The organism is Dickeya sp. CFBP 2040, assembly GCF_012273755.1.
Taxonomy (GTDB): domain Bacteria; phylum Pseudomonadota; class Gammaproteobacteria; order Enterobacterales; family Enterobacteriaceae; genus Dickeya; species Dickeya poaceiphila.
On the sequence record NZ_JAAVXH010000072.1, the window covers coordinates 1 to 22,205 of the forward strand.

The 22,205-nt window shown below is 54.6% G+C and carries 21 protein-coding genes and 1 pseudogene; 3 read left to right on the forward strand and 19 right to left on the reverse strand.

Translation table 11 applies throughout. The features are described 5' to 3' along the window. Window positions 1-75 precede the first annotated feature (75 nt). From hemG to pepQ, 4 genes are read right to left on the reverse strand one after another with little or no spacing between them, the layout of a single operon-like run. On the reverse strand, window positions 76-615 hold the full coding sequence (gene hemG, locus Dpoa2040_RS08760) for a menaquinone-dependent protoporphyrinogen IX dehydrogenase (RefSeq protein WP_168641008.1): 540 nt from the start codon (window positions 613-615) through the stop codon (window positions 76-78). 20 nt (window positions 616-635) lie between these two features. Beyond that, a complete protein-coding gene (gene trkH / locus Dpoa2040_RS08765; RefSeq protein WP_042873364.1) occupies window positions 636-2,087 on the reverse strand; it encodes a Trk system potassium transporter TrkH in 1,452 nt (483 codons plus the stop codon). Between the two features lie 40 nt (window positions 2,088-2,127). Then, window positions 2,128-2,742 (reverse strand): IMPACT family protein, encoded by a 615-nt coding sequence (locus Dpoa2040_RS08770; protein ID WP_168641009.1) that lies wholly within the window; start codon window positions 2,740-2,742, stop codon window positions 2,128-2,130. Beyond that, a complete protein-coding gene (gene pepQ / locus Dpoa2040_RS08775) occupies window positions 2,742-4,073 on the reverse strand; it encodes a Xaa-Pro dipeptidase (RefSeq protein ID WP_168641039.1) in 1,332 nt (443 codons plus the stop codon). Before pepQ ends, Dpoa2040_RS08770 begins: the two co-directional genes overlap by 1 nt. Window positions 4,074-4,257: 184 nt before the next feature. On the opposite strand from pepQ, the gene fadB reads away from it, so the two are divergent. Both fadB and fadA read left to right on the forward strand, forming a co-directional pair. Beyond that, a complete protein-coding gene (fadB, locus tag Dpoa2040_RS08780) occupies window positions 4,258-6,447 on the forward strand; it encodes a fatty acid oxidation complex subunit alpha FadB (RefSeq protein WP_168641010.1) in 2,190 nt (729 codons plus the stop codon). A 12-nt stretch (window positions 6,448-6,459) separates the two neighbouring features. After that, a complete protein-coding gene (gene fadA / locus Dpoa2040_RS08785) occupies window positions 6,460-7,623 on the forward strand; it encodes an acetyl-CoA C-acyltransferase FadA (RefSeq protein ID WP_168641011.1) in 1,164 nt (387 codons plus the stop codon). Window positions 7,624-7,689: 66 nt separating this feature from the next. Here fadA and Dpoa2040_RS08790 read toward each other — a convergent pair. From Dpoa2040_RS08790 to ubiD, 5 genes and pseudogenes are all read right to left on the reverse strand, one after another. Then, window positions 7,690-8,097 (reverse strand): annotated as a pseudogene (locus Dpoa2040_RS08790) (DUF6691 family protein); the annotation flags it as partial. Window positions 8,098-8,125: 28 nt separating this feature from the next. After that, window positions 8,126-8,569: a YeeE/YedE family protein gene (locus Dpoa2040_RS08795; RefSeq protein ID WP_042873373.1), complete on the reverse strand. Its 444-nt coding sequence runs from the start codon at window positions 8,567-8,569 to the stop codon at window positions 8,126-8,128. Between the two features lie 78 nt (window positions 8,570-8,647). Then, on the reverse strand, window positions 8,648-8,965 hold the full coding sequence (locus tag Dpoa2040_RS08800; protein WP_168641012.1) for a metalloregulator ArsR/SmtB family transcription factor: 318 nt from the start codon (window positions 8,963-8,965) through the stop codon (window positions 8,648-8,650). Window positions 8,966-9,250: 285 nt separating this feature from the next. Then, window positions 9,251-9,952: an NAD(P)H-flavin reductase gene (gene fre, locus Dpoa2040_RS08805; RefSeq protein ID WP_042873375.1), complete on the reverse strand. Its 702-nt coding sequence runs from the start codon at window positions 9,950-9,952 to the stop codon at window positions 9,251-9,253. A 49-nt stretch (window positions 9,953-10,001) separates the two neighbouring features. Next, entirely contained in the window at window positions 10,002-11,498 is a 1,497-nt protein-coding gene (gene ubiD, locus Dpoa2040_RS08810) for a 4-hydroxy-3-polyprenylbenzoate decarboxylase (RefSeq protein ID WP_128569795.1), read from the reverse strand. Between the two features lie 192 nt (window positions 11,499-11,690). On the opposite strand from ubiD, the gene rfaH reads away from it, so the two are divergent. Further along, window positions 11,691-12,179: a transcription/translation regulatory transformer protein RfaH gene (gene rfaH / locus Dpoa2040_RS08815; RefSeq protein WP_168641013.1), complete on the forward strand. Its 489-nt coding sequence runs from the start codon at window positions 11,691-11,693 to the stop codon at window positions 12,177-12,179. A 33-nt stretch (window positions 12,180-12,212) separates the two neighbouring features. Here rfaH and hemB read toward each other — a convergent pair whose 3' ends face one another. From hemB to argH, 10 genes are all read right to left on the reverse strand, one after another. After that, a complete protein-coding gene (hemB, locus tag Dpoa2040_RS08820) occupies window positions 12,213-13,235 on the reverse strand; it encodes a porphobilinogen synthase (protein ID WP_168641014.1) in 1,023 nt (340 codons plus the stop codon). A 2-nt stretch (window positions 13,236-13,237) separates the two neighbouring features. Continuing rightward, window positions 13,238-14,032, reverse strand: coding sequence for a 3'-5' ssDNA/RNA exonuclease TatD (tatD, locus tag Dpoa2040_RS08825; RefSeq protein WP_168641015.1), 795 nt, complete (start codon window positions 14,030-14,032; stop codon window positions 13,238-13,240). Between the two features lie 112 nt (window positions 14,033-14,144). Beyond that, entirely contained in the window at window positions 14,145-14,912 is a 768-nt protein-coding gene (tatC, locus tag Dpoa2040_RS08830) for a Sec-independent protein translocase subunit TatC (protein WP_168641016.1), read from the reverse strand. A gap of 3 nt (window positions 14,913-14,915) precedes the next feature. Continuing rightward, complete coding sequence (gene tatB / locus Dpoa2040_RS08835) at window positions 14,916-15,476, reverse strand: Sec-independent protein translocase protein TatB (protein WP_168641017.1); 561 nt, start codon at window positions 15,474-15,476, stop codon at window positions 14,916-14,918. Window positions 15,477-15,479: 3 nt separating this feature from the next. Next, entirely contained in the window at window positions 15,480-15,737 is a 258-nt protein-coding gene (gene tatA / locus Dpoa2040_RS08840; RefSeq protein ID WP_042873390.1) for a Sec-independent protein translocase subunit TatA, read from the reverse strand. Between the two features lie 80 nt (window positions 15,738-15,817). Continuing rightward, window positions 15,818-17,455, reverse strand: coding sequence for a ubiquinone biosynthesis regulatory protein kinase UbiB (gene ubiB, locus Dpoa2040_RS08845; RefSeq protein WP_168641018.1), 1,638 nt, complete (start codon window positions 17,453-17,455; stop codon window positions 15,818-15,820). Next, complete coding sequence (locus Dpoa2040_RS08850) at window positions 17,452-18,060, reverse strand: SCP2 domain-containing protein (RefSeq protein ID WP_042873395.1); 609 nt, start codon at window positions 18,058-18,060, stop codon at window positions 17,452-17,454. The genes ubiB and Dpoa2040_RS08850 overlap by 4 nt, the downstream gene beginning before the upstream one ends. A 13-nt stretch (window positions 18,061-18,073) precedes the next feature. Further along, window positions 18,074-18,829, reverse strand: a complete 756-nt coding sequence (gene ubiE / locus Dpoa2040_RS08855; protein WP_168641019.1) for a bifunctional demethylmenaquinone methyltransferase/2-methoxy-6-polyprenyl-1,4-benzoquinol methylase UbiE — start codon at window positions 18,827-18,829, stop codon at window positions 18,074-18,076. Window positions 18,830-18,967: 138 nt separating this feature from the next. Next, window positions 18,968-20,509, reverse strand: a complete 1,542-nt coding sequence (gene rmuC / locus Dpoa2040_RS08860) for a DNA recombination protein RmuC (RefSeq protein ID WP_168641020.1) — start codon at window positions 20,507-20,509, stop codon at window positions 18,968-18,970. A 220-nt stretch (window positions 20,510-20,729) separates the two neighbouring features. Continuing rightward, window positions 20,730-22,103, reverse strand: coding sequence for an argininosuccinate lyase (gene argH / locus Dpoa2040_RS08865; RefSeq protein WP_168641021.1), 1,374 nt, complete (start codon window positions 22,101-22,103; stop codon window positions 20,730-20,732). Window positions 22,104-22,205 lie beyond the last annotated feature (102 nt).

Below are 22,205 nucleotides of genomic sequence, written 5' to 3' on the forward strand. Positions count from 1 at the left end.
CGTCGCTGACAAGCACTAATTTCAAAAAAACTTCTGAGTGCCTTTTTTTTCACCATCACAAACCCATAAGCTGCATTACATTGTCTTTTTCTGAGTGAGTTGACCAAAAGATTGAGCAAAACGCGCCACTTGCTCCCAGTCGGTATACTCAATCTCTTTCGTACTATCGGTTTCACCGCCCGTCATGTGCATAATTAACTGAATCATGACACGGTCAAACCAGCTATAACGAGGGTAGCGCAACGCACCGGCAAAGACCGCCCCTAAATCTGGCTGCCAGGGAGAACGCAACAGAAATTTACGGGTATATGCATTGGTTTGCAGTGAACGCTTTTCTGGTTTACGAGCAGTCAGGTTGACAGAGAAGAAAGCGCTGGGTTTTTGTTGCAGCAAAGCAAGATGCTGGCGGATGAATTTTTCCAAAGCCGGATGAAAATGCCCGTAGCGCACTGATGCGCCGATCATCACTTTATCGTACTTATCAAGCTCAACTTCATGGGCACTCAAGATGTTGACGACATCACACTCCATCGTCCCTTTAAGATTATTGGCAATATAAGACGCTATCGCCCGTGTTTGACCATCCCGACTGGAAAATAATATTAATGCTTTCATAGCACGTTCCCTTATATCCGTTATTCCCGCCAAAAAGTGGGAGTAAATAACACCAGCATGGTGAACACTTCCAAGCGACCAAACAACATGGTGACAATCAGAATCCATTTGGCGGCATCATTCATAGAGGTGAAATTGTCAGCTACCGTCCCAAGCCCTGGACCGAGATTGTTCAGCGTGGCAACCACGGCTGCAAAAGCGGAGAAATTGTCTACCCCCGTTGCAATCACTGCCAGCATACTGACGATAAACACCAGCGCATAAGCCGAGAAAAATCCCCACACGGCTTCCAATATCCGCTCCGGCAACGCACGCTGACCAAGTTTAATGGTATATACCGCATTCGGATGAACCAGCCGCTTCAGTTCACGAGATCCCTGCAAGAATAGTAATAAAATGCGAATTACTTTCAGGCCACCGCCGGTTGAACCTGCACACCCACCAATAAACGCGGAACACAACAGCAATACCGGTAAAAACAGTGGCCAGGAAGCAATGCTGTCAGTAGTGAATCCCGCGGTAGTCGCCATAGAAACCACCTGGAAGAACGCCTGATTCAGGGTTTCCATACCATTTTTGTATACCCCATGCCCCCACAAAACGAGGGTACAAATCGCCACCAGCGACATCTGAACAAAGATAAACATACGGAATTCGGGATCACGCCAATACACCCGTAGGCTACGCCCACTCAACACCGAAAAATGCAAACCAAAATTACAGCCGGAAATCAGTAGAAATATCGCAATAATGGTATTGATAGCAGGACTGTTGAAATAACCGATGCTGGCGTCATGCGTTGAGAACCCCCCAATGGCGATAGTGGAAAAACTGTGGCTAATCGCATCAAACACCGACATACCGGCCAGCCATAGCGACAACGCACAGAGCACAGTCAGCAATACGTAAATCAACCACAAGGTTTTGGCGGTTTCTGCAATGCGGGGACGCATCTTATTATCCTTTAGCGGACCCGGCATTTCGGCACGATAAAGCTGCATCCCCCCGACACCCAGAATTGGCAGAATGGCCACCGCCAGTACGATGATCCCCATGCCGCCCATCCATTGCAGCATCTGCCGATAAAACAGAATGGCTTTCGGCAGCGAATCCAACCCAACCAGCGTGGTCGCACCGGTTGTCGTCAGGCCGGAAAAAGATTCAAAAAAAGCATCCGTCACCGACAGGTTAGGACGTTCGGCAAACAGAAAAGGCAGCGCCCCAACGCTACCCAGCACCGTCCAGAACAGTACCACTATCAGAAACCCTTCACGGGCTTTCAGTTCATGCCGATGTTTGCGGTTGGGCAGCCATAACAATAGCCCCATAACCAACGCGACAATGAACGTCTGGATAAATGCCCGACCAGCACCGTCGCGGTAGATCAAGGCGACGATACCGGGAATGAACATGGTGCCGGAAAACAGAATGACCAGCAGTCCAACAATGCGGGTTATAGCACGCAAGTGCATCAGGGAGCCTTCCTTAAATGGTTCAAGATTACGCGCTGGATTATTGTGAAATTGTCTGCAAATGCAACGCGCCGCGGCTAATATCGCGCAGCTTTCGCGTCGCGTCGTCCACTGCCGTTACCGGAAACGCTAACTGGAGCGAAACCTCGCTGGCGTACTCCGCTGAAACGACTTGCCCCTGTAACGCCAGCACCACATTCTCCACCTGCGGCAACAGGGCATAATCACACTGCAATCGATACATCTGATACATTACTTTCTGCTGCACCGGCAGTTGTTTCAGCGCCTGCTGCACGCCACCGCCATAAGCTTTGACCAGCCCACCGGTGCCAAGCCTAATGCCGCCATAATAACGCACCACCACCGCCACGACTTCGCCGATGCCGCTGCCCATCAATTGAGCCAGCATTGGCTTGCCTGCGGTTCCCGAAGGCTCGCCATCATCAGAAAATCCGAGCTGTTGCGAATCATCCGGCGCACCCGCGACATACGCCCAGCAATGGTGTGCTGCCGAAGGATGCAGCTCGCGGGCCTGCTGAATCATGCTTCGGGCTGCTTCCACCCCACAGGCCGGAGCAAGCAGGGTGAGGAAACGGCTCTTTTTAATGTCTTCATGAACGCTGACAGACGACGCAGGAACCGGATATGACTTCATCAGGCCAGGTCAAGCGCACGGGTCAGGTTTTCAATGCGTTTGTCATGCACCACAATATTGTCTTCAATACGAATACCGCCGAACGGGCGCAACGCATCCAGTTTCTGCCAGTTGAAATGCTGGCGCAGTTCGCCCTGACGCCAAGGCTCAAGCAGAGAATCGATAAAGTAGATACCGGGTTCGATAGTCAGCACCATACGCGGCTCCAGAATCCGGGTACAGCGCAGGTAGGGATGGGCTGATGGCGCAGGCAACGTCGTTCCGGTGTCATCTTGCATGAAGCCGCCGACGTCATGCACTTGCAAGCCGAGCGGATGGCCCAAACCATGCGGCAGAAACGGCGAGGTCACGCCCTGTTCCACCATCGCTTCCTCACTAAGCCCGGTCACCAGTTGATGATGTTTAAGCAGCGACGCCACCCGGTGATGCATCTGCACATGGTAGTCGGTATAACGCACGCCAACCTTCAGCGTATCTATCAGCGCCAGTTGCTCGCGGTTCAGGTCGCTCACCAACGCCGCATAGTCATTGTCATGCTGCGCGGCATAAGTGCGGGTAATGTCCGCTGCGTAGCCGTTATATTCCGCGCCGGCATCCAGCAGGAAGCTGCGCATTTCTCCTGGCACCTGGTGCTCCAACTGGGTGTAATGCAGCACCGCCGCATGTTCGTTGAGGGCGACGATATTGCCATAAGGCACATCGGTATCGCGGTGACCGGTAGCAGTCAGGTACGCCAGATTAATATCAAACTCGCTCATGCCGGACTGGAACGCGTCGTAGGCGGCACGGTGGCCAGCCACCGCCGTTTTCTGCGCTTCGCGCATACAAGCCAGTTCGTAATCCGTTTTGTAGGCGCGGTGGTAATGCAGATAATCCAGCACGCCTTGCGGGTTGATGTGCTCCGGCGTAATCCCCAAATTCAGCGCCCGCTGCGGCGCAGAACCGATATAGCCGACCCGCTGACGCTGAACCGGCAATTGCTGAGCAATGTCATCGGCTTTGCGCAGCACCTGGATATCCAGCGCTGAGGTCCAAAAACTGTCCGGCACCGGTGCCACGTTGTGCCAGTAATCAACGGGGGAGTAGAACCACAACTTCGGCGTATTGACCCCATCCACCCACAGCCAGCAGTTCGGCACCTGCGTCACCGGCAACCAGGCTTTGAACTGCGGGTTAACCTTGAATGGATAGGCATGATCGTCCAAAAACGCCATCATCAACTCACCGGAGTGGATCAATAAGGCATCCAGATTATGCCGCGCCAGAACCGCCTGCGTGCGTTGCTGCAGAGTCGCCACATGTTGATGATAAAAAGAAGCCAGCGTTTCCATCATAATCCCCATTGATAACAGCTTGTTTTCCAGTGTAACACAGCGCCCTGATGACGGCAGCGTTGCACACCCTGTGATCTTCCCGGCAAATATTTCACGCATTGTTTGCATTTCATTAACACCAAACCCACAATTTCCCTCACCATCTGGTCGTACCAGATCACGGATAACAGTGGAGAACACCATGATCTATCAAGGCGACACGCTGTACCTCAACTGGCTGGAAGACGGCATTGCCGAGCTGGTTTTTGCCGCCCCCGGCAGCGTCAACAAGCTGGATACCCGCACAGTGGCTAGCCTTGGCGAAGCCCTGAATCACCTGATAAAACAACCTTCACTCCGGGCGTTACTGCTGCGCTCGGACAAACCCGCGTTTATTGCCGGAGCGGACATCACCGAATTCCTGTCGCTGTTTGCCGCCCCGCAGGAAACATTGCATCAGTGGCTGACCGGTGCCAACGCCATTTTTAGCCAACTGGAGGATTTGCCGGTGCCGACGCTATCCGCCATCAACGGCTATGCGCTGGGCGGAGGGTGCGAGTGCGTGCTGGCAACCGATTTCCGTCTTGCAACACCCGACGTTCGCATCGGCCTGCCGGAAGTCAAACTGGGGATCATGCCGGGGTTTGGCGGCACAGTTAGGTTACCGCGACTGCTGGGGGCCGACAACGCGCTGGAAATCATTACCGCCGGTAAAGACCTGTCTGCCGACGAGGCCCTGAAAGTCGGACTGGTCGATGCGATTACCAACAGCGACAAGCTGTTGTCTTCTGCCGTGCATATGTTGCGCCTGGCAGCAGAGGAAAAACTAGACTGGCGTACCCGTCGCCGTCAGAAACAATCGCCGCTACGGCTTAACCGTATCGAAGCGACCATGAGTTTTACCACCGCCAATGCGCTGGTGCAACAGGCGGCAGGCCGTCACTACCCCGCCCCAATCATGGCGCTCAAAACCATTGAAGCCGCCGCCGGATTACAGCGTGACGCGGCATTGAAGCTAGAAACCGACAATTTTGTCACACTGACGCAAACAACGGCAGCATATGCACTGGTCGGTGTATTCCTGAACGAGCAGGCCGTAAAAAGCGCCGCAAAAAAATGGGCGGGCGACGCCTCACCGCCGGCTCGTGCGGCGGTGCTGGGTGCTGGGATTATGGGCGGCGGCATTGCCTGCCAGTCGGCACGCAAAGGGGTATCGGTGTGGATGAAAGACATCAGTGAAAAAGCCCTGACACTGGGGATGGAGGAAGCTGCCAAACTACTGAACGCACAACTGGAACGCGGCAAACTGGACGCCATGACCATGGCCGGCGTGCTAGCCCGTATCCACCCGACACTAAACAACCACGGGCTTGAACAGGCTGACCTGATTATCGAAGCCGTGGTGGAAAATCCACAGGTAAAAGCCAGAGTGCTGACAGATATCGAAGCCTGCGTCAGTGAGCAGACATTGATAGTCTCCAATACCTCGACGATTCCCATCGGGCAATTAGCGGCCTCATTGCAGCGGCCACAACATTTCTGCGGGATGCATTTTTTCAACCCCGTGCACCGTATGCCACTAGTGGAAGTGATCCGAGGACCCCAGACCGATGAGAAAACGCTGGCCCGTGTAGTGGCCTACGCCAGCAAGATAGGCAAAACCCCGATTGTGGTGAATGACTGCCCAGGTTTTTTCGTCAACCGTGTGCTGTTTCCCTATCTCGCGGCCTTTAGCCTGTTGCTGCGTGACGGTGCGGATTTCCGTGACGTGGATGCGGTGATGGAGAAACAGTTCGGCTGGCCGATGGGACCGGCTTATCTGCTGGACGTGGTCGGGCTGGATACCGCCCACCATGCTCAGGCGGTGATGTCGGCAGGCTTTCCGCAACGCATGGCAAAAACCTATCGTGACGCGGTCGATGTGCTGGTAGAGCATCAACGTTTCGGTCAGAAAAGCGGCGCAGGCTTCTACCGCTACACCCCAGACGCCAAAGGCAAACCACGCCGGGAGCCGGACGAGCAGACCGATATCTTGTTGGGTGCAGTTTGCGAGCCGAAGCGAACCTTCAGTGCGCAAGAGATTATCCATCGACTGATGGTACCGATGCTCAACGAAGTCGCGCGTTGTCTGGAAGAGGGCATCGTCGCCACCCCGGCAGAAGCCGACATGGCGTTGCTTTATGGTCTGGGTTTTCCACCATTCCATGGCGGAGCCTGTCGCTATATAGACACACTGGGCAGTCGGCACTATGTGGACATCGCCCAGTCACTGGCATCACTGGGGCCGCTTTACGCCACACCGGAAAGTCTGCTGCAAATGGCGCAGAGCCAGCAGCGTTATTACCCGGCGGTTGACGCTCACGCCACTCTTTCTCTTCACCAACCTGCATAAGGACGCACGACGATGGAAAACGCAGTGATTGTTGATGCGGTGCGCACCCCGATGGGCCGTTCCAAAGGCGGCGCGTTTCGTCAGGTACGGGCAGAAACCCTGTCTGCTCACCTGATGCGCAGCCTGTTGAGCCGTAACCCGGCGCTTGAAGCAGACAAGATTGACGATATCTACTGGGGCTGCGTGCAACAAACGCTGGAGCAAGGCTTCAATGTGGCGCGTAACGCGGCATTGCTGGCGGAAATCCCCCATTCGGTGCCCGCAGTGACCGTTAACCGCCTGTGCGGCTCATCCATGCAGGCGCTGCACGATGCGGCACGCGCCATCATGGTCGGTGATGCCGGAGCGTGTCTGGTCGGCGGTGTCGAGCACATGGGACATGTGCCGATGACCCACGGCGTCGATTTTCACCCCGGACTCGGCAAGAGCATCGCCAAAGCAGCGGCGATGATGGGGCTGACGGCAGAACTGCTGGCGCGCCAACACCACATCAGCCGCGAGATGCAGGATGCTTTCGCCGTCCGGTCACACCAGCGCGCCTGGGCCGCAACCCAGTCTGGCGCTTTTCGCCGTGAAATCATCCCCACCACTGGTCATAACGCCGACGGCGCGCTACACCCCTTTGACTACGACGAAGTCGTCAGGGCGGACACCCGTCTCGACGCGCTGGCAGCGCTACGCCCGGCGTTTGATCCGGTCAACGGCACGGTCACTGCCGGTAGCTCATCAGCGCTATCAGACGGCGCAGCGGCGCTGCTGGTAATGAGCGAATCCCGCGCACGGGCGCTGGGGCTGACGCCTCTGGTACGCGTTCGCGCGATGGCGACCGTTGGCTGCGATCCGTCAGTAATGGGATACGGCCCGGTGCCCGCCACCCAAAAAGCGTTACAGCGTGCAGGGCTATCGCTGAGCGATATCGGTCTGTTTGAGCTGAATGAAGCGTTTGCCGCCCAGACGCTGCCCTGTATCAAGGCGCTGGGACTGATGGACAGCCTGGACGACAAGGTCAATCTAAACGGTGGAGCTATCGCGCTCGGTCACCCGCTGGGATGTTCCGGTGCACGCATCATCACCACGCTCATTAATCTGATGGCGCAACGGGATGTGGAATTCGGCGTGGCTACCATGTGTATCGGTTTGGGTCAGGGCATTGCGACAGTGCTGGAACGGGTATAACGACCACCCGCCGGAACCACTGCGCCGGCGGGTCCCAGCAACATCATCCGGAGTGCGTGCATGATGGCGTGAGGAGCACCACTCATGCAGCACCATACCTGCAAGCATGGAAACAAAGAACACCCAGCCTTTCGCGGTGCCATATGACAACAATACCAGCGCCGGGCCAGGGCAAATCCCGGCTATGCCCCAACCGATGCCAAACAACAGGCTACCGCCCACCAGCGGTTTATCGATCACTTTTTTTAGCGGCAGGGAAAACGACGCCACGCAAAGCGGCGTTGACATCCGTGCGACAATACGAAAACCGAAGATCCCAACAACCAAAGCACCGCCCATCACCAGCGCCAACGAAGGGTCCCACTGACGGGTAATATCCAGAAAGCCGAGCACTTTCTGCGGATTCGCCATGCCGCTTGTCAGCAATCCGAGACCAAAAACCAGCCCGGATAGAAAAGAGAACAGGTTATTCATCTCCGCTCCTTAATGTGCGTCATGTGCATCACAGCAATACGCTCAGGCGTAGCTCACCCAACGCCCACACGGTGAAAAATGCAGCCCCCATGAAAGTCAGCGTCGCCACCAGTGATCGCAGCGAGAAACGCGATAAACCACACACGCCATGCCCGCTGGTACAACCTGATCCATATCGGGTACCGATTCCCACCAACAAACCAGACACGACCAACAAGGGCATCGGCGTTGATATGGTACTGTCTGGCAACGGTGCTGCTAGTTGGTAGACCCAGAACGCGGCAAGCATTCCCAGAACAAACGCCAGCCGCCACGCTTTATCTGTTGACGTTCGGCTCAACAGACCACCGAGAATGCCGCTGATGCCGGCAATACGCCCGGAAAATACCGCCAGCATGACTACAGCAAGCCCGATCACCAGGCCGCCCGTCAGGCTCATTAACGGCGTAAACGCTTCCATATCAACACGCATAACCTCTCCTGTGCTGGTTCCAGGCAATAAGCCTATTTTGGACAATACAATTTGGGGCAATAACTATTTATGGCAATACTATTTAGGGCAATACAATGCATACAGCGTATTGAGCAGCGACAGGATGCGCGCGTCCTCAATACGGTAGAAAATCTGTTTGCCTTCACGTCGCGTGGCTACCAGCTTTAAGCGCCGCATTACACCAAGCTGCTGAGACAGTGTCGGTTGGCGAATGCCCAGCGCCTGTTCCATCTGTCCCACTGATGCTTCGCCCTGACTCAAAAAACACATCAGCATCAACCGGTCGTCATTCGCCAGTGCCCGCAACACATCTGCCGCACCCTGTGCGGCTTCACGCATCATCCGTTGTGTGATTTCCGACTCTGCCGCCACCATAACGCTACCTTTTCTTGCGATCCATATAATATATATTTTTATATAATATATTATTGCATATCGTAATCAAACCAGTCATGAATGCCCTGACGTCAAAAACCGAAGGCAGCACGCACTTAGGCTTTGAGGTGTGGTTCACGACCTGCATTATCATCAGTCGCACAGCCACAGTCAGCGCATGACAGCGTTAGATGCATACTAAACAGGGGGGGGGGAAATTTATGTTAAAAAAACAAAATTATGGCCGGGCATAAACCCGGCCATAGCGAGGCAAAACGCAAAGGATCAGATAAAAGAAAAAGCGTCGCTGTACATGTGTGCTATCTGCGCACCACGTTCGTTGCAAAAACGCTCACGGGCAATTTTTGCCATCTCGAAACGACCCGCGATGTAAATATCGTGCGATGCCAGCGAACCGAAATCCTGCAGTACCGCACTCAATACCGTACCGGAACGACCATGCCATTGATCGTCCGGCTGTTCGACTACCGGGATCACGTTCAGGTTAGGATGTGCCTGCGCCAGTGCTTGCAGCTCGCCCAGATCGTACAGATGGCGCAGCTCGCGTCCCCCCCAGTACAGAGAAACCTGGCGCTCCGGCTGGCTTGCCAGCACTGTCAACAAAATAGACCGCGCATAGGAGAATCCCGTCCCGCCCGCTATCAGGATCAGCGGTCGATCACTGTCTTCACGCAACCAGGCCTCACCGTGGGGAATATCCACTACCAGCGACTTTTCCTTCAAAATACGATCCATCACCGCCATCGCATACAGGTTCATTTCAGAAGCCCCGATATGCAGTTCGATAAACCCTTGCTCAATAGGCGTTGAGGCCATGGAGAACGGGCGTTTGTCACGCTCATTCATTACCACCATCAGATATTGCCCGGCGCGAAAGGAAAAAGGTGCCGATGGCAATAAGCGCACCCGGTAAACCGTATCGGTGATGGCTTCCACCGACGTTACTGTACAGCTCAACGTTGTCATGCGATCCCTCTGTCGGGTCAAAGCAAAACAGGGAACAGGATAAGCACCGTCAGCGCGGCTTACCGCTGTCATTCAATATGGCTAATTCGTCCCACATGGCATCCACGCGGGCAACAACCGACGGATCTTTGGTAATAGGATGACCCCATTCACGCTGCGTTTCACCCGGCCATTTATTGGTCGCATCCAGCCCCATTTTGGAGCCAAGCCCGGAAACCGGCGAGGCAAAATCCAGATAGTCGATTGGCGTATTCTCCACCAGCACCGTATCACGCGCCGGATCCATACGCGTAGTGATCGCCCAAATCACATCTTTCCAGTCACGGGCATTAATATCATCATCGCAGACGATAACGAATTTGGTATACATGAACTGGCGTAAAAAGGACCAGACGCCCATCATCACTCGTTTGGCATGTCCGGCATACTGTTTTTTCATAGTAACCACCGCCAGACGATAAGAACAGCCCTCTGGCGGCAGATAGAAATCGACAATTTCCGGGAATTGCTTTTGCAGCAACGGCACGAAGACTTCGTTCAGCGCCACACCCAGCACCGCCGGCTCATCAGGCGGACGCCCGGTGTAAGTGGAATGATAAATGGCGTCACGTCGCTGGGTAACATGCGTGACGGTAAAAACCGGAAAATGGTCAACTTCGTTGTAATAACCGGTGTGATCGCCATAAGGGCCTTCCGGTGCCATTTCATCCGCGTCGATATACCCTTCCAGCACGATTTCGGCACTGGCCGGCACCTCCAGATCGCAAGAGAGACATTTGACTACTTCGGTCTTATGACCACGCAGCAATCCTGCAAAAGCGTATTCGGATAAAGTATCCGGCACCGGCGTCACCGCCCCCAGAATCGTAGCCGGGTCGGCACCCAACGCCACCGCCACCGGGAAACGCTCACCGGGGTGCTGCTGTCGCCACTCCTGAAAATCCAACGCCCCGCCTCGATGCGACAACCAGCGCATAATCAGCTTGTTACGGCCAATCAGTTGCTGGCGATAAATCCCCAGATTCTGGCGCTCTTTAAACGGCCCGCGCGTCACCGTCAACCCCCAGGTAACCAACGGCGCCGCATCGCCCGGCCAGCAATGCATAATCGGAATCCGCCCCAGATCCACATCGTCGCCTTCCCACACCTGTTCCTGACAGGGCGCGTTCGAAAGGCGCTTAGTTGGCATATTCAGCACCTGGCGAAATTTGGGCAGTTTATCCACCAGATCACGGAAACCACGCGGCGGCTCCGGCTCTTTCAGGAACGCCAGCAAGCGGCCAACATCGCGCAACGCGCTAACCTCTTCCTGTCCCATACCCAGCGCCACGCGTTTAGGCGTACCGAACAGGTTGCAAAGCACCGGCATACCGTAACCCTTGGGATTTTCAAACAGCAAAGCCGGGCCACCAGCTCGCAAGGTGCGATCGGCAATTTCCGTCATTTCCAGGTAAGGATCTATCGGCTGATGGATGCGTTTGAGTTCGCCTCTCGCTTCAAGCTGCGCGAGAAATTCACGTAAATCACGGTATTTCATGCTGATCATCAGAAAGGTCAGTGGTGGGGGGTATTATAAAGGCTCTTGGTCATGCTGTCGCTTTCCACCCACGCTATTTCTGGCGTGTTATGCATTCGCTCAAAAGGTCAACACATTATGAAATTAGGAATTTTTTTATCCCGTAAGGTGTAACGCTTTTGCTATCCTCTCCCGCTGTGAGAGTCACAGAAAAGTGAAATTATGCGAGCCTGGTACTTACTTTATTGCAAACGCGGTCAACTGTTACGAGCAAAAGAACATCTGGAGCGTCAGGAAGTGATCTGCCTGAGTCCGATGATCGCACTGGAGAAAATCGTACGTGGGAAGCGCACTGAGGTCAGCGAACCGCTGTTTCCCAATTATCTGTTCATCGAGTTCGACCCGGAGCACATACACACCACTACCATCAGCTCAACACGCGGCGTGAGCCATTTTGTGCGTTTTGGCAACCTGCCGGCGTTAGTACCCCAACAGGTGATTGACGATTTACACAACCACCAATACGCCACTCATATCGCCCCAGAAACACCGCAACCCGGCGACAAAGTCACCATTACCGAAGGCGTGTTCAGCGGTCTGCAAGCTATCTATACCGAACCGGATGGTGAAGCACGCTCAATGTTGTTGCTCAACTTGCTGAATAAGCAAGTGCGACAAAGCATCGATAACCGCCAGTTTCGCAAAGCATAAACCGTCAGGGCTTAGCCCTGACGGTAGCTATCATCAGCGGCGCAACGCCTCATCCCGCAGCCATTCAGCCACGCGCCTGGCGAAATAGGTCAGCACGCCATCCGCCCCGGCACGCTTGAAGCACAGCAGCGACTCCATCACCAGCGGCTGTTCCTGCAGCCAGCCATTCTGGATTGCCGCCATCTGCATCGCATACTCGCCAGACACTTGATAAGCGAAGGTCGGTACGCCAAAGGTATCCTTCACCCGACGGACCACGTCCAGATACGGCATACCCGGTTTCACCATTACCATATCAGCCCCCTCCTGCAGATCCTGCGCGATCTCCTGCAATGCTTCATTGGTGTTGGCCGGATCCATCTGATAGGTTTTCTTGTTGCCGCCTTTCAGGTTGCCTGACGAACCAAGTGCATCACGGAACGGACCATAGTAACAGGACGCATACTTGGCTGAATACGCCATGATCTGCGTGTTAACCAGCCCTTGCTCTTCCAACTGATTGCGAATGGCACCGATACGGCCATCCATCATATCGCTGGGAGCGACGATCTCAGCACCGGCTTGCGCATGGGACAGCGCCTGACGCACCAGGATCTCTTTGGTAATGTCATTGACCACATAGCCGTCTTCGTCGATAACACCGTCCTGACCGTGGGTCGTGTAAGGGTCCAGCGCCACATCGGTCAGCAGCCCCAGCTCCGGCACCGCATCTTTCAAGGCACGCACGGTACGCTGCACCAGTCCATCCGGGTTGTAAGCCTCTTCGGCCAGCAACGACTTTTTGTCTGCTTCAATCACCGGGAACAACGACAACACCGGGATGCCCAATTTGGCGATTACTTCTGCTTCCCGCACCAATTCATCAATGGTCAGACGATACACGCCCGGCATGGAAGGCACTTCCTGACGTCCATGCTTGCCTTCCATGACAAACACTGGGTAGATGAGGTCGTTGACCGTAACCTGATGCTCCGCAACCAAACGACGACTGAAATCATGGCGACGCAGACGTCGCAGACGGCGACCAGGAAACGCACCGGGAAAAACATTACTCATCACTATTCTCCTTTCTGGCCCGGACGGAAAATCCGACGGGCATTTTCATCCACAATTCTGCCAAGCCATTCGGCATCCTGACCACGCCAGAGCGCAACCCGGCGGACAATATGCGGCAGAAAACAGGGTTCGTTACGCCGGGATGCCGGTTTAGGGTGTAAATCCCTGGGTAACAGATAGGGCGCATCGGTTTCCAGCAGCAACCGCTCATCCGGAATCTGGGGTAATAACGCACGCAGCGCCAATCCACGACGTTCATCACACACCCACCCGGTGATGCCAATCATCAGTCCGGCACGCAGGCACTCATCCAGTTCCTCACCTGAACCAGTAAAACAGTGCAACACCGCAGTTGGCAGTTTATCGAGCCACGGCGTCAACAGCGTCATAAAACGCCCATGCGCATCGCGGCAGTGCAAAAAGACCGGCATCGAGCATTCAGCAGCAATCGCCAGCTGTGCGCTGAATGCCAGCTCCTGTTCCTGTGGGGTGGAAAAGTTGCGGTTGAAATCCAACCCGCACTCACCTATCGCCAACACCTGCTCACGTGCTGCCAGTTGGTGAATCAGCGCAGCGGTATCATCATTCCAGCCACTGGCGTCATGCGGATGTACGCCGGCGGTCGCCCAGCAGTAATCGGGATATTGTGCAGCCAGCAGACAGGCCTGCTCGCTCTCTTCAACGTTGGTACCCGTCAACAACAGGCCCGTCACCCCAGCCTGACGGGCACGCGCGACAACCTGCTCGTTATCTGAGCGGAACTGAGGGCTGGTCAGGTTAACGCCAATATCGAACATGCGCAGATATCCAAAAATCCGTCACGGCTACCTCAGCGGATAACCCAAAAAACAACACCTCCCGAAAGAGGTGTCACAGCAAGAAAACCGCCGTTACACGGCGAAAGACCATTCAGGAAGACGGTTCAGAGTCATCCACGTCTTCCAGCTCTGGCCGCCGCCGCTTACCAACGTAAAACCGGGCGAAAAACACGCCGACTTCAAACAACAAATACATCGGAATCGCCAGCAAAGTCTGGGAGAACACATCCGGCGGCGTCAGCAGCATACCGACCACAAAGGCCCCTACCAACACATAAGGCCGTTTTTGCTTGAGGCTTTCCGGTGTAACAACTCCGCTCCAGCATAGCAGCACTATCGCTACCGGAACTTCAAAAGACACGCCAAACGCCATAAACAGCGCCATCACGAAATCCAGGTAGTTGTTGATATCGGTGGCAATCAACACGCCTTTTGGGGCGGTTTGTGCGAAAAAGGCAAACGCCAGCGGAAAGACAATGAAGTAGGCGAATGCCATCCCCATGTAAAACAACAAACTGCTGGATACCAACAACGGCATCATCAGCCGCCGCTCATGTTTATACAACGCAGGGGCGACAAACGCCCAAACCTGATACAGCACCAGCGGTGCAGATAAAAAGACCGATACAATCAACGTCAGTTTTATCGGGGTGAAAAACGGCGAGGCCACATCGGTCGCAATCATACTGGCACCGGCTGGCAGTTGTTTGATAAGCGGCGCGGAGACAAACTGATAGATGTCATTAGCAAAATAGACCAGCACCAGAAACACAGCCAGCACACTAATAATGCTATTTAACAACCGTTTACGCAGTTCGATCAGATGGCTGATCAGCGGTTGGGTTTGATCAACAGCCATAAATTAACGATCACCAGAAGATTGGGAAGAAGGAGATGACGCCGTCTGCCCAGGTTTCACCTTACTTTCGACATGACCGGCACTGTCCGATGCCGTATCTGCAGACACAGGCGCTGTTGGCACCGCATCGGCGCGCGTTGTCAGTTCCGCAGCAGGAGTGATCGGAGATGACGGCGCCACGTTGCGTTCAACCTCCAGCACACCATCATGCGCGGCTTCAGGATCGGCAAGCGGCACATGCTCCACCACATCACGACCATCTGGCTTGATGCTGTGTGGGCGCTTCATCGCTTCGGCAGCTTCTTTCAATTCATCCATCGACGCTTTAAGTTCCGGGGACAAATTTTGCAACTGGCTGGCCTGTTCCACTTTCTTCAGGCTTTCCTGCAATTCCTGCAGCTTCATCTCCTGCGCCAGCTCATTTTGCACTGTTGATGCCAACGTACGCAGCGCACGAATCCACCCCGCCACCGTTCTTACCGCTACCGGCAGACGTTCAGGTCCCAGCACCACCAGGCCAATCACCATCACCAATAACAGTTCACTAAACCCAATATCAAACACCGGTTACACCTGCTCTTTATGCTGGCTTTTCTCTGCCTGACTGGCCTGCGGCTTCTGCTCCGAAATGGCTTTGGTCGCAAAGTCAGCATCCTGTTGCTGCTTGTCGTCGTGGGCAGCGGGTTGATCGTCACTCATGGCTTTTTTGAAGCCTTTGATAGACGCACCAAGATCGGCACCGAGCGACTTCAGTTTGCCCGTACCAAACAACAACACCACGATGACAGCTATCAGTAGCAAACTTGGAAGACTAATACCGCCCATACTCTGCCTACCTCGTTGTTCAAAAGGAATTCATGTGACACATTCATCAGGAACCGGCAGGCTCCTGATAAGGCGCGTGTTCAACGGGTACAACGCCAGCCCATAATCCAGGCCACAAAACCAGCAGCGATAAGACCTGAAGGTACGATCTCGGCCTCTACCTGACTCACCAGCAGTATCGTCCCGCTCAGCAGCAATGTAGCCCCAACCCCCAGCAGATAACGAGCTCGACCATGGCGGATACGCTGGGTTCGCAATTCACTGGTTAAGAGTTCCATATTTTGCTTCAGCATCTTGTGCTGACGTAAACCGTCGTAAAACAATTCAGGAATCTCAGGTAGTTTTTCCGCCCAAAACGGCGCTTTCTCTTTAAATGCACGCAACATGGCGGGCAAGCCAACCTGATCTTTCAACCAGTTTTCCAGAAAAGGCTTGGCCGTTTTCCACAAATCCAACTGTGGGTAGAGCTGGCGCCCTACTCCTTCAATGTACAGTAACGTCTTTTGAAGTAGCACCAACTGGGGCTGAACTTCCATATTGAAACGACGCGCCGTATTAAAGAGGTTCAATAATACATGACCGAAAGAAATTTCTGCTAACGGCTTTTCAAATATTGGCTCACAGACGGTGCGGATGGCGAATTCAAACTCTTCTACGTTAGTGTCGTGCGGCACCCAGCCGGAGTCCACGTGCAGTTCGGCGACACGACGGTAATCGCGGTTGAAAAAGGCGATAAAATTCTCCGCCAGATAGCGCTTATCGTCTTTATTCAGCGAACCGACAATCCCGCAGTCAATACCGATATATTGCGGGTCTTGCGGGTGTTCATAACTGACGAAGATATTGCCGGGATGCATATCCGCATGGAAAAAGCTGTCGCGGAACACCTGAGTGAAAAAGACCTGTACTCCGCGCTCGGCCAACAGCGGCATATTAACGCCATGGCGTTTTAACGCCTCTACATCCGATACCGGGATACCGTAAATGCGCTCCATGACCAGCACCTGCTCATTACAGTAATCGGAGTACACTTCCGGCACGTACAACATCGGGCTGTTTTCAAAATTCCGCCGCAATTGGATGGCGTTGGCAGCTTCACGCAGCAGGTTCAGTTCATCCAGCAGCGTTTTTTCGTAGTCGCGTACCACTTCGCGTGGCCGCAGACGACGCCCATCCGGCAGCAAAATCGGCAGCCAGCCAGCCAGGCGATGCATCAGTCGCATGTCCGCCTTAATAACCGGCAGGATGTCCGGGCGAATAACCTTGATAACGATTTCTTTGCCGGTGGATTTCAGTCTGGCGGTATGCACCTGAGCAATCGATGCCGACGCCAACGGTTTCGCGTCGAAATCATCAAACCAGGTCTCCAGCTTTCCCCCCATTGAGGTTTCAATCTGCTGGCGGGCCAGTTCACCATCAAACGGCTCAACCTGATCCTGCAGCATTGCCAGTTGGTCGGCGATAGCGGGGGGAAACAAATCACGGCGAGTGGACATCATCTGGCCGAACTTGATCCACACTGGACCCAGTTCCTGCAACGCCAGCCGCAAGCGTGTACCCAGTGGTTTGTCTTTATGACGATTGGGCAACCAGAACAACAAACAACGCCAAAGTCGCAACGGCGTAGTCAAGGGTATACGCGGAATCAGTTCATCCAGCCCATAACTCAGCAACACCCCGATAATCCGGTACAACCGCAACAGTTCTCCCGGCGTCATGGCGAGTCCTCCAGTTTTGCCAGCCGGGCTGCTAAGGTATCCACCGACTGCGCCAATACGTCCACTTCATCGGCAAACCATAGCCCTTCCAGCTTGCCCGGCGTCAGACGCCACTCCTCGGTCACGGTTTCCGATAATGCCTGTTGCTGGCGGCATACTGATCGCATCACTGTTCCGGCAACCTTACCTGCCGCCTGGCTTAGCCCTTCCGCCACTACATCGCCAAACCAGGGCGATAGCCACTCGGCGGGGTCAAATTCGGCCAAGTCCAGCAAGGTGACAAACTGCTGAGCCACCTGAATATCGCCTTCCAGCACCAGCTCGCCGCTGCGCATCAGCGCAGACAATTGCTGCCGGTCACGCAACTTCATCAGCGCCGACAGGCGGGTCTGCAACAGACAATCCGGTTGCGACGACCACTGACTCACGACATCAAGGCGATATTCGGAGAAAACCAATACCAGCGGCGTATCCAGCTCCGCCACGTCAACTCGCAACGTTTTTCCGTGCAAACGTTGACGGGCGGCTTTCATACTCCGATCACGGAACAAAAGCTGGTTGAGCGCTGTTTCCAGTGCCGCCGTCAACACAGGCATTATCAACATGGGAGTATCCAACTCAGAATTTAAATCCGCGATGCAGCGCTACGATACCGCTGGTCAAATTGAAGTAATCCACACTGTCAAAACCCGCGTCTACCATCATCCCTTTCAGCGTCTCCTGATCCGGATGCATACGAATAGATTCAGCCAGATAGCGGTAACTGCCGGCGTCGCTGACAACCATTTCGCCAATGCGCGGCAAAATATGAAAGGAGTAGGCATCGTAGATCTTGCTCAGCGCTTTCATGGTTGGTTTCGAAAACTCCAGCACCAGCAGCCGTCCACCGGGTTTCAGCACCCGATACATGGAGCGTAGCGCCCTTTCTTTTTCGGTCACGTTACGCAGCCCGAATGATATGGTAATACAGTCGAAAAAATTCTCCGGAAATGGCAAGGCTTCGGCATTGGCCTGCACATAGCTGATATTACCCACCACCCCTTGATTGCGCAGTTTCTCACGCCCGACTTGCAGCATTGAGGCATTGATATCCGCCAACACCACTTCACCTTCATCTCCCACCAGACGAGAGAATTTGGCAGTGAGATCGCCCGTGCCGCCAGCCAGATCCAGCACACGCTGACCACGGCGCACACCACTGCACTCGATAGTAAATCGTTTCCAGATACGGTGAATGCCAAATGACATCAGATCGTTCATCAGGTCATATTTGGCCGCCACAGAGTGAAAAACATCTGCCACCATGGCTTCTTTATCACCTTTAGCCACCGTGCGAAATCCAAAATGTGTCGTATTGTCCGAATCGTCTACCATGTTATCCGCCTGCTTTTTCAACTTCAGGATCGTGTTACCCATTAATGGGTGGAGAGTTTTAATGGGTAGAGAGTTTAACAGACCCCGCTCAAAAGCGACCGCCCTTCTTTTCACCCCGTGCACCGAACCTGATCAACATCATATCGCCGTGCCATTCGGCACATCATCCCGGTCATTCTTGTCGCGCTCAGCCATATCATCATGCTCTTTCTGCGACAATGCGAGCAACTCATCAGGTAACACAGGTTCATCCTGCATCATGGGCACATTGACTGGTCGTTTAATTTCCACCCCCAGCGCACGGAACCCTTCAGCCTGGCCTATCAGGTTGCCACGTCCAGACGCTAACTTTTTCAGCGCCTGACGGTAACTGGCCTGCGCCCTGTCCAGCCCTTGTCCCAGCGCAGCCATATCGTCAACGAACAAACGCAGTTTGTCATACAGCCGGGATGCCCGCTCGGCGATTAGCTGCGCATTACGGCTTTGCTGCTCATAACGCCAGAGATTGTTAATCGTCCGTAACGCTACCAGTAAAGTCGTGGGGCTGACTAGCATAATATTGTGGCGTAGCGCCTCAGTAATCAGATCCGGCTGGCGATCAATCGCCACCAGAAACGCTGGTTCGACGGGAATAAACATCAGAACATAGTCGAGAGAACGCAATCCCGGCAGTTGCTGGTAATCCTTACTGCCCAGCAACCGAATATGATTACGGATAGACAGTAGATGTTCATTCAGCGCCGCCGCCTGTTCCACCTCATCATCACTGTTGAAATAACGCTCATAGGCCACCAGCGACATTTTAGCGTCGATAACCACATCTTTGCCGTGCGGCAGCCGGACGATCACATCCGGTTGCAGGCGGCTGTTGCTACCCGTCTGTACGCTGACCTGGGTGTCATATTCATGTCCTTCACGCAATCCGGAGCTTTCGAGTACCCGGCTCAACACCACTTCCCCCCAGTTGCCCTGGGTTTTGTTATCACCTTTCAATGCATTGGTGAGGTTGATGGCTTCCTGCGCCATACGGGCGTTGAGCTGTTGCAGGTTGCGGATTTCATGCGCCAGCGTATGCCGCTCGCGCGATTCCGCGCCAAAACTCTCCTGTACCTGACGGCGAAAACCATCCAGTTGCTCACGTAACGGCGTCAGCAGCTTCTCCATGCTCTGCTGATTTTGCTGATCCACTTTGTGCCCGGTCTGTTCAAAGATGCGATTAGCGAGGTTTTCAAACTGGGTGGATAACCGCTGTTCGCTATTCATCAACAACCGCTGTTTTTCTTCCGCCGCCAGCCGGGTTTCTTCAAGGCGGATGGTCACTTCGCGCAGTTCCGCTTCCTGTGCGCCGTTGGCTTCACGCAAGGCACGCAGTTCCTGATTGAGCTGGGCGCACTCTTCACGCAATTCCGCCAGTTGCCGTAATTTTTCCTCACTTGCCGCCAGTTGACCATGCAGCGTACGCAACTCCTGCGACTGCTGTTCCAGCCGCTGCTGGTCGTGCTGCCGCGCCTGCTGGGTTTCAGTCAACTGCTGGCGCGTCTGCTGCAACGCCTGATGCTGTAACTGGAATTCGGTGTCATGCCGTGCCTGACGCCGCTGTTGCAGCAAGCTGGCAACCAACCAGCCCAGCAACAGACCCATCAGGGCACCGCTGACGCCATAAAACAAGGCGATCTCCACATTGCCTCCAGGTTATCTGTACCACTGCCCGCCAAGGTAAAATGAGGCTGTATATCTGTCCAGAGGTTATGTGAAAAATTGGCCGGAAAAGCCGCAGACAAACGAGAAAATGCGAGCCGACATCAGAAAGCAGAAGATCGAAGACAGAAGAAGACAGAAAAGGAGAAGACAGAAAAAACAAAACCGGCGCGCAGGCCGGTTCTGATATCGATAAACGGGATTACGCCAGACGTCGCTTCGCATCGGCAATCGCGCACGCCACTTGCTGCGGCGACACACCGCCCTGCGCAGCGCGTTTTTCCAGACAAGACTGCAACGACAGCACCGGATAGACATCGTCTTCGATGACTGCGCTGAACTGTTTGAGATCCGCCAGTGACAGTGCTTCCAGCGCTTTGCCCTGACGAATCGCTTCCACCACTGCTTCGCCGACAATGTGGTGCGCTTCACGGAACGGCACACCTTTGGCAACCAGGTAATCAGCCAGTTCGGTCGCGTTGGCATAGCCCTGCTGGGCCGCTTCCTGACAGCGCGGACGTTTAACCTGGATGCCTTCCAGCACCAGCGCCGCCATCAGCAGGCAGTCGTGCCAGGTATCCAATGCGTCGAACAGCCCTTCCTTGTCTTCCTGCATATCTTTGTTGTACGCCAGCGGCAAGCCTTTCAGCGTCACCAACATGCCTGCCAACGCGCCCTGCACCCGACCACACTTGCCCCGAATCAGCTCCAGTGCGTCCGGGTTCTTTTTCTGCGGCATCAACGAAGAACCGGAGGTCACGCGGTCAGACAGTTCAACAAACGCCGCTTCGCCGCTGTTGAAGAAAATCAAATCTTCGGCAAAGCGCGACAGATGCACCATGCCGATGGATGCATCAGACAGCAGTTCCAGCACGTGATCGCGATCAGATACCGTATCCAGACTGTTGCGGGTGGCAGACGCAAAGCCCAGCCAGCCAGCCAGTTGTTCACGATCAATCGGATACGCGGTACCTGCCAGCGCGCCGCAACCCAGCGGGCTGACGTCCAGACGCTTGAGCGTATCCTCAAGACGGCTCTCGTCACGTGCGAGCATTTCATGGTAAGCCAGGCACCAGTGAGCGAAGGTCACCGGCTGTGCGCGCTGCAAATGGGTATAGCCCGGCATCACCGCATCCTGATTCGCTTCGGCGGTAGCCACCAACGCCGCACGCAGATGACGAATCGCCTGTGCCAGCTCGCTTACCTGCGCCTTGCACCACAGTTTCAGGTCCGTCGCTACCTGATCGTTACGGCTGCGCCCGGTGTGCAGTTTCTTGCCCAGATCGCCGACTTTCTCGATCAGTTTCTGCTCCACCCAGCTGTGGATATCTTCCGCGTCGCTTTGCAGGATAGCGTCTGGGTCCGCCTGCACCTCTTTCAGCAGCGCATTGAGCGCCTGCTCCAGTTGCTGCTGTTCCTGAGCACTCAGTACGTTTACTGTCACCAGCGCCTTAGACCAGCCGATGGACCCGATGATGTCCTGCTCTGCCAGACGGTAATCAAACCGCAGTGAATCGTTGAATTGTTTAAAACGCCTATCTGCCGCCTGCGTGAACCGTCCGCCCCACAAAGCCATAACTACACTCCCGGTATCTCTGATAAAAGCGGACCCGACTCCTGTCCGGCCCGCCGTTGAACTGCTGCGTTTATCCGGCGGTTTGTGCCCGGAGAAAGCGTG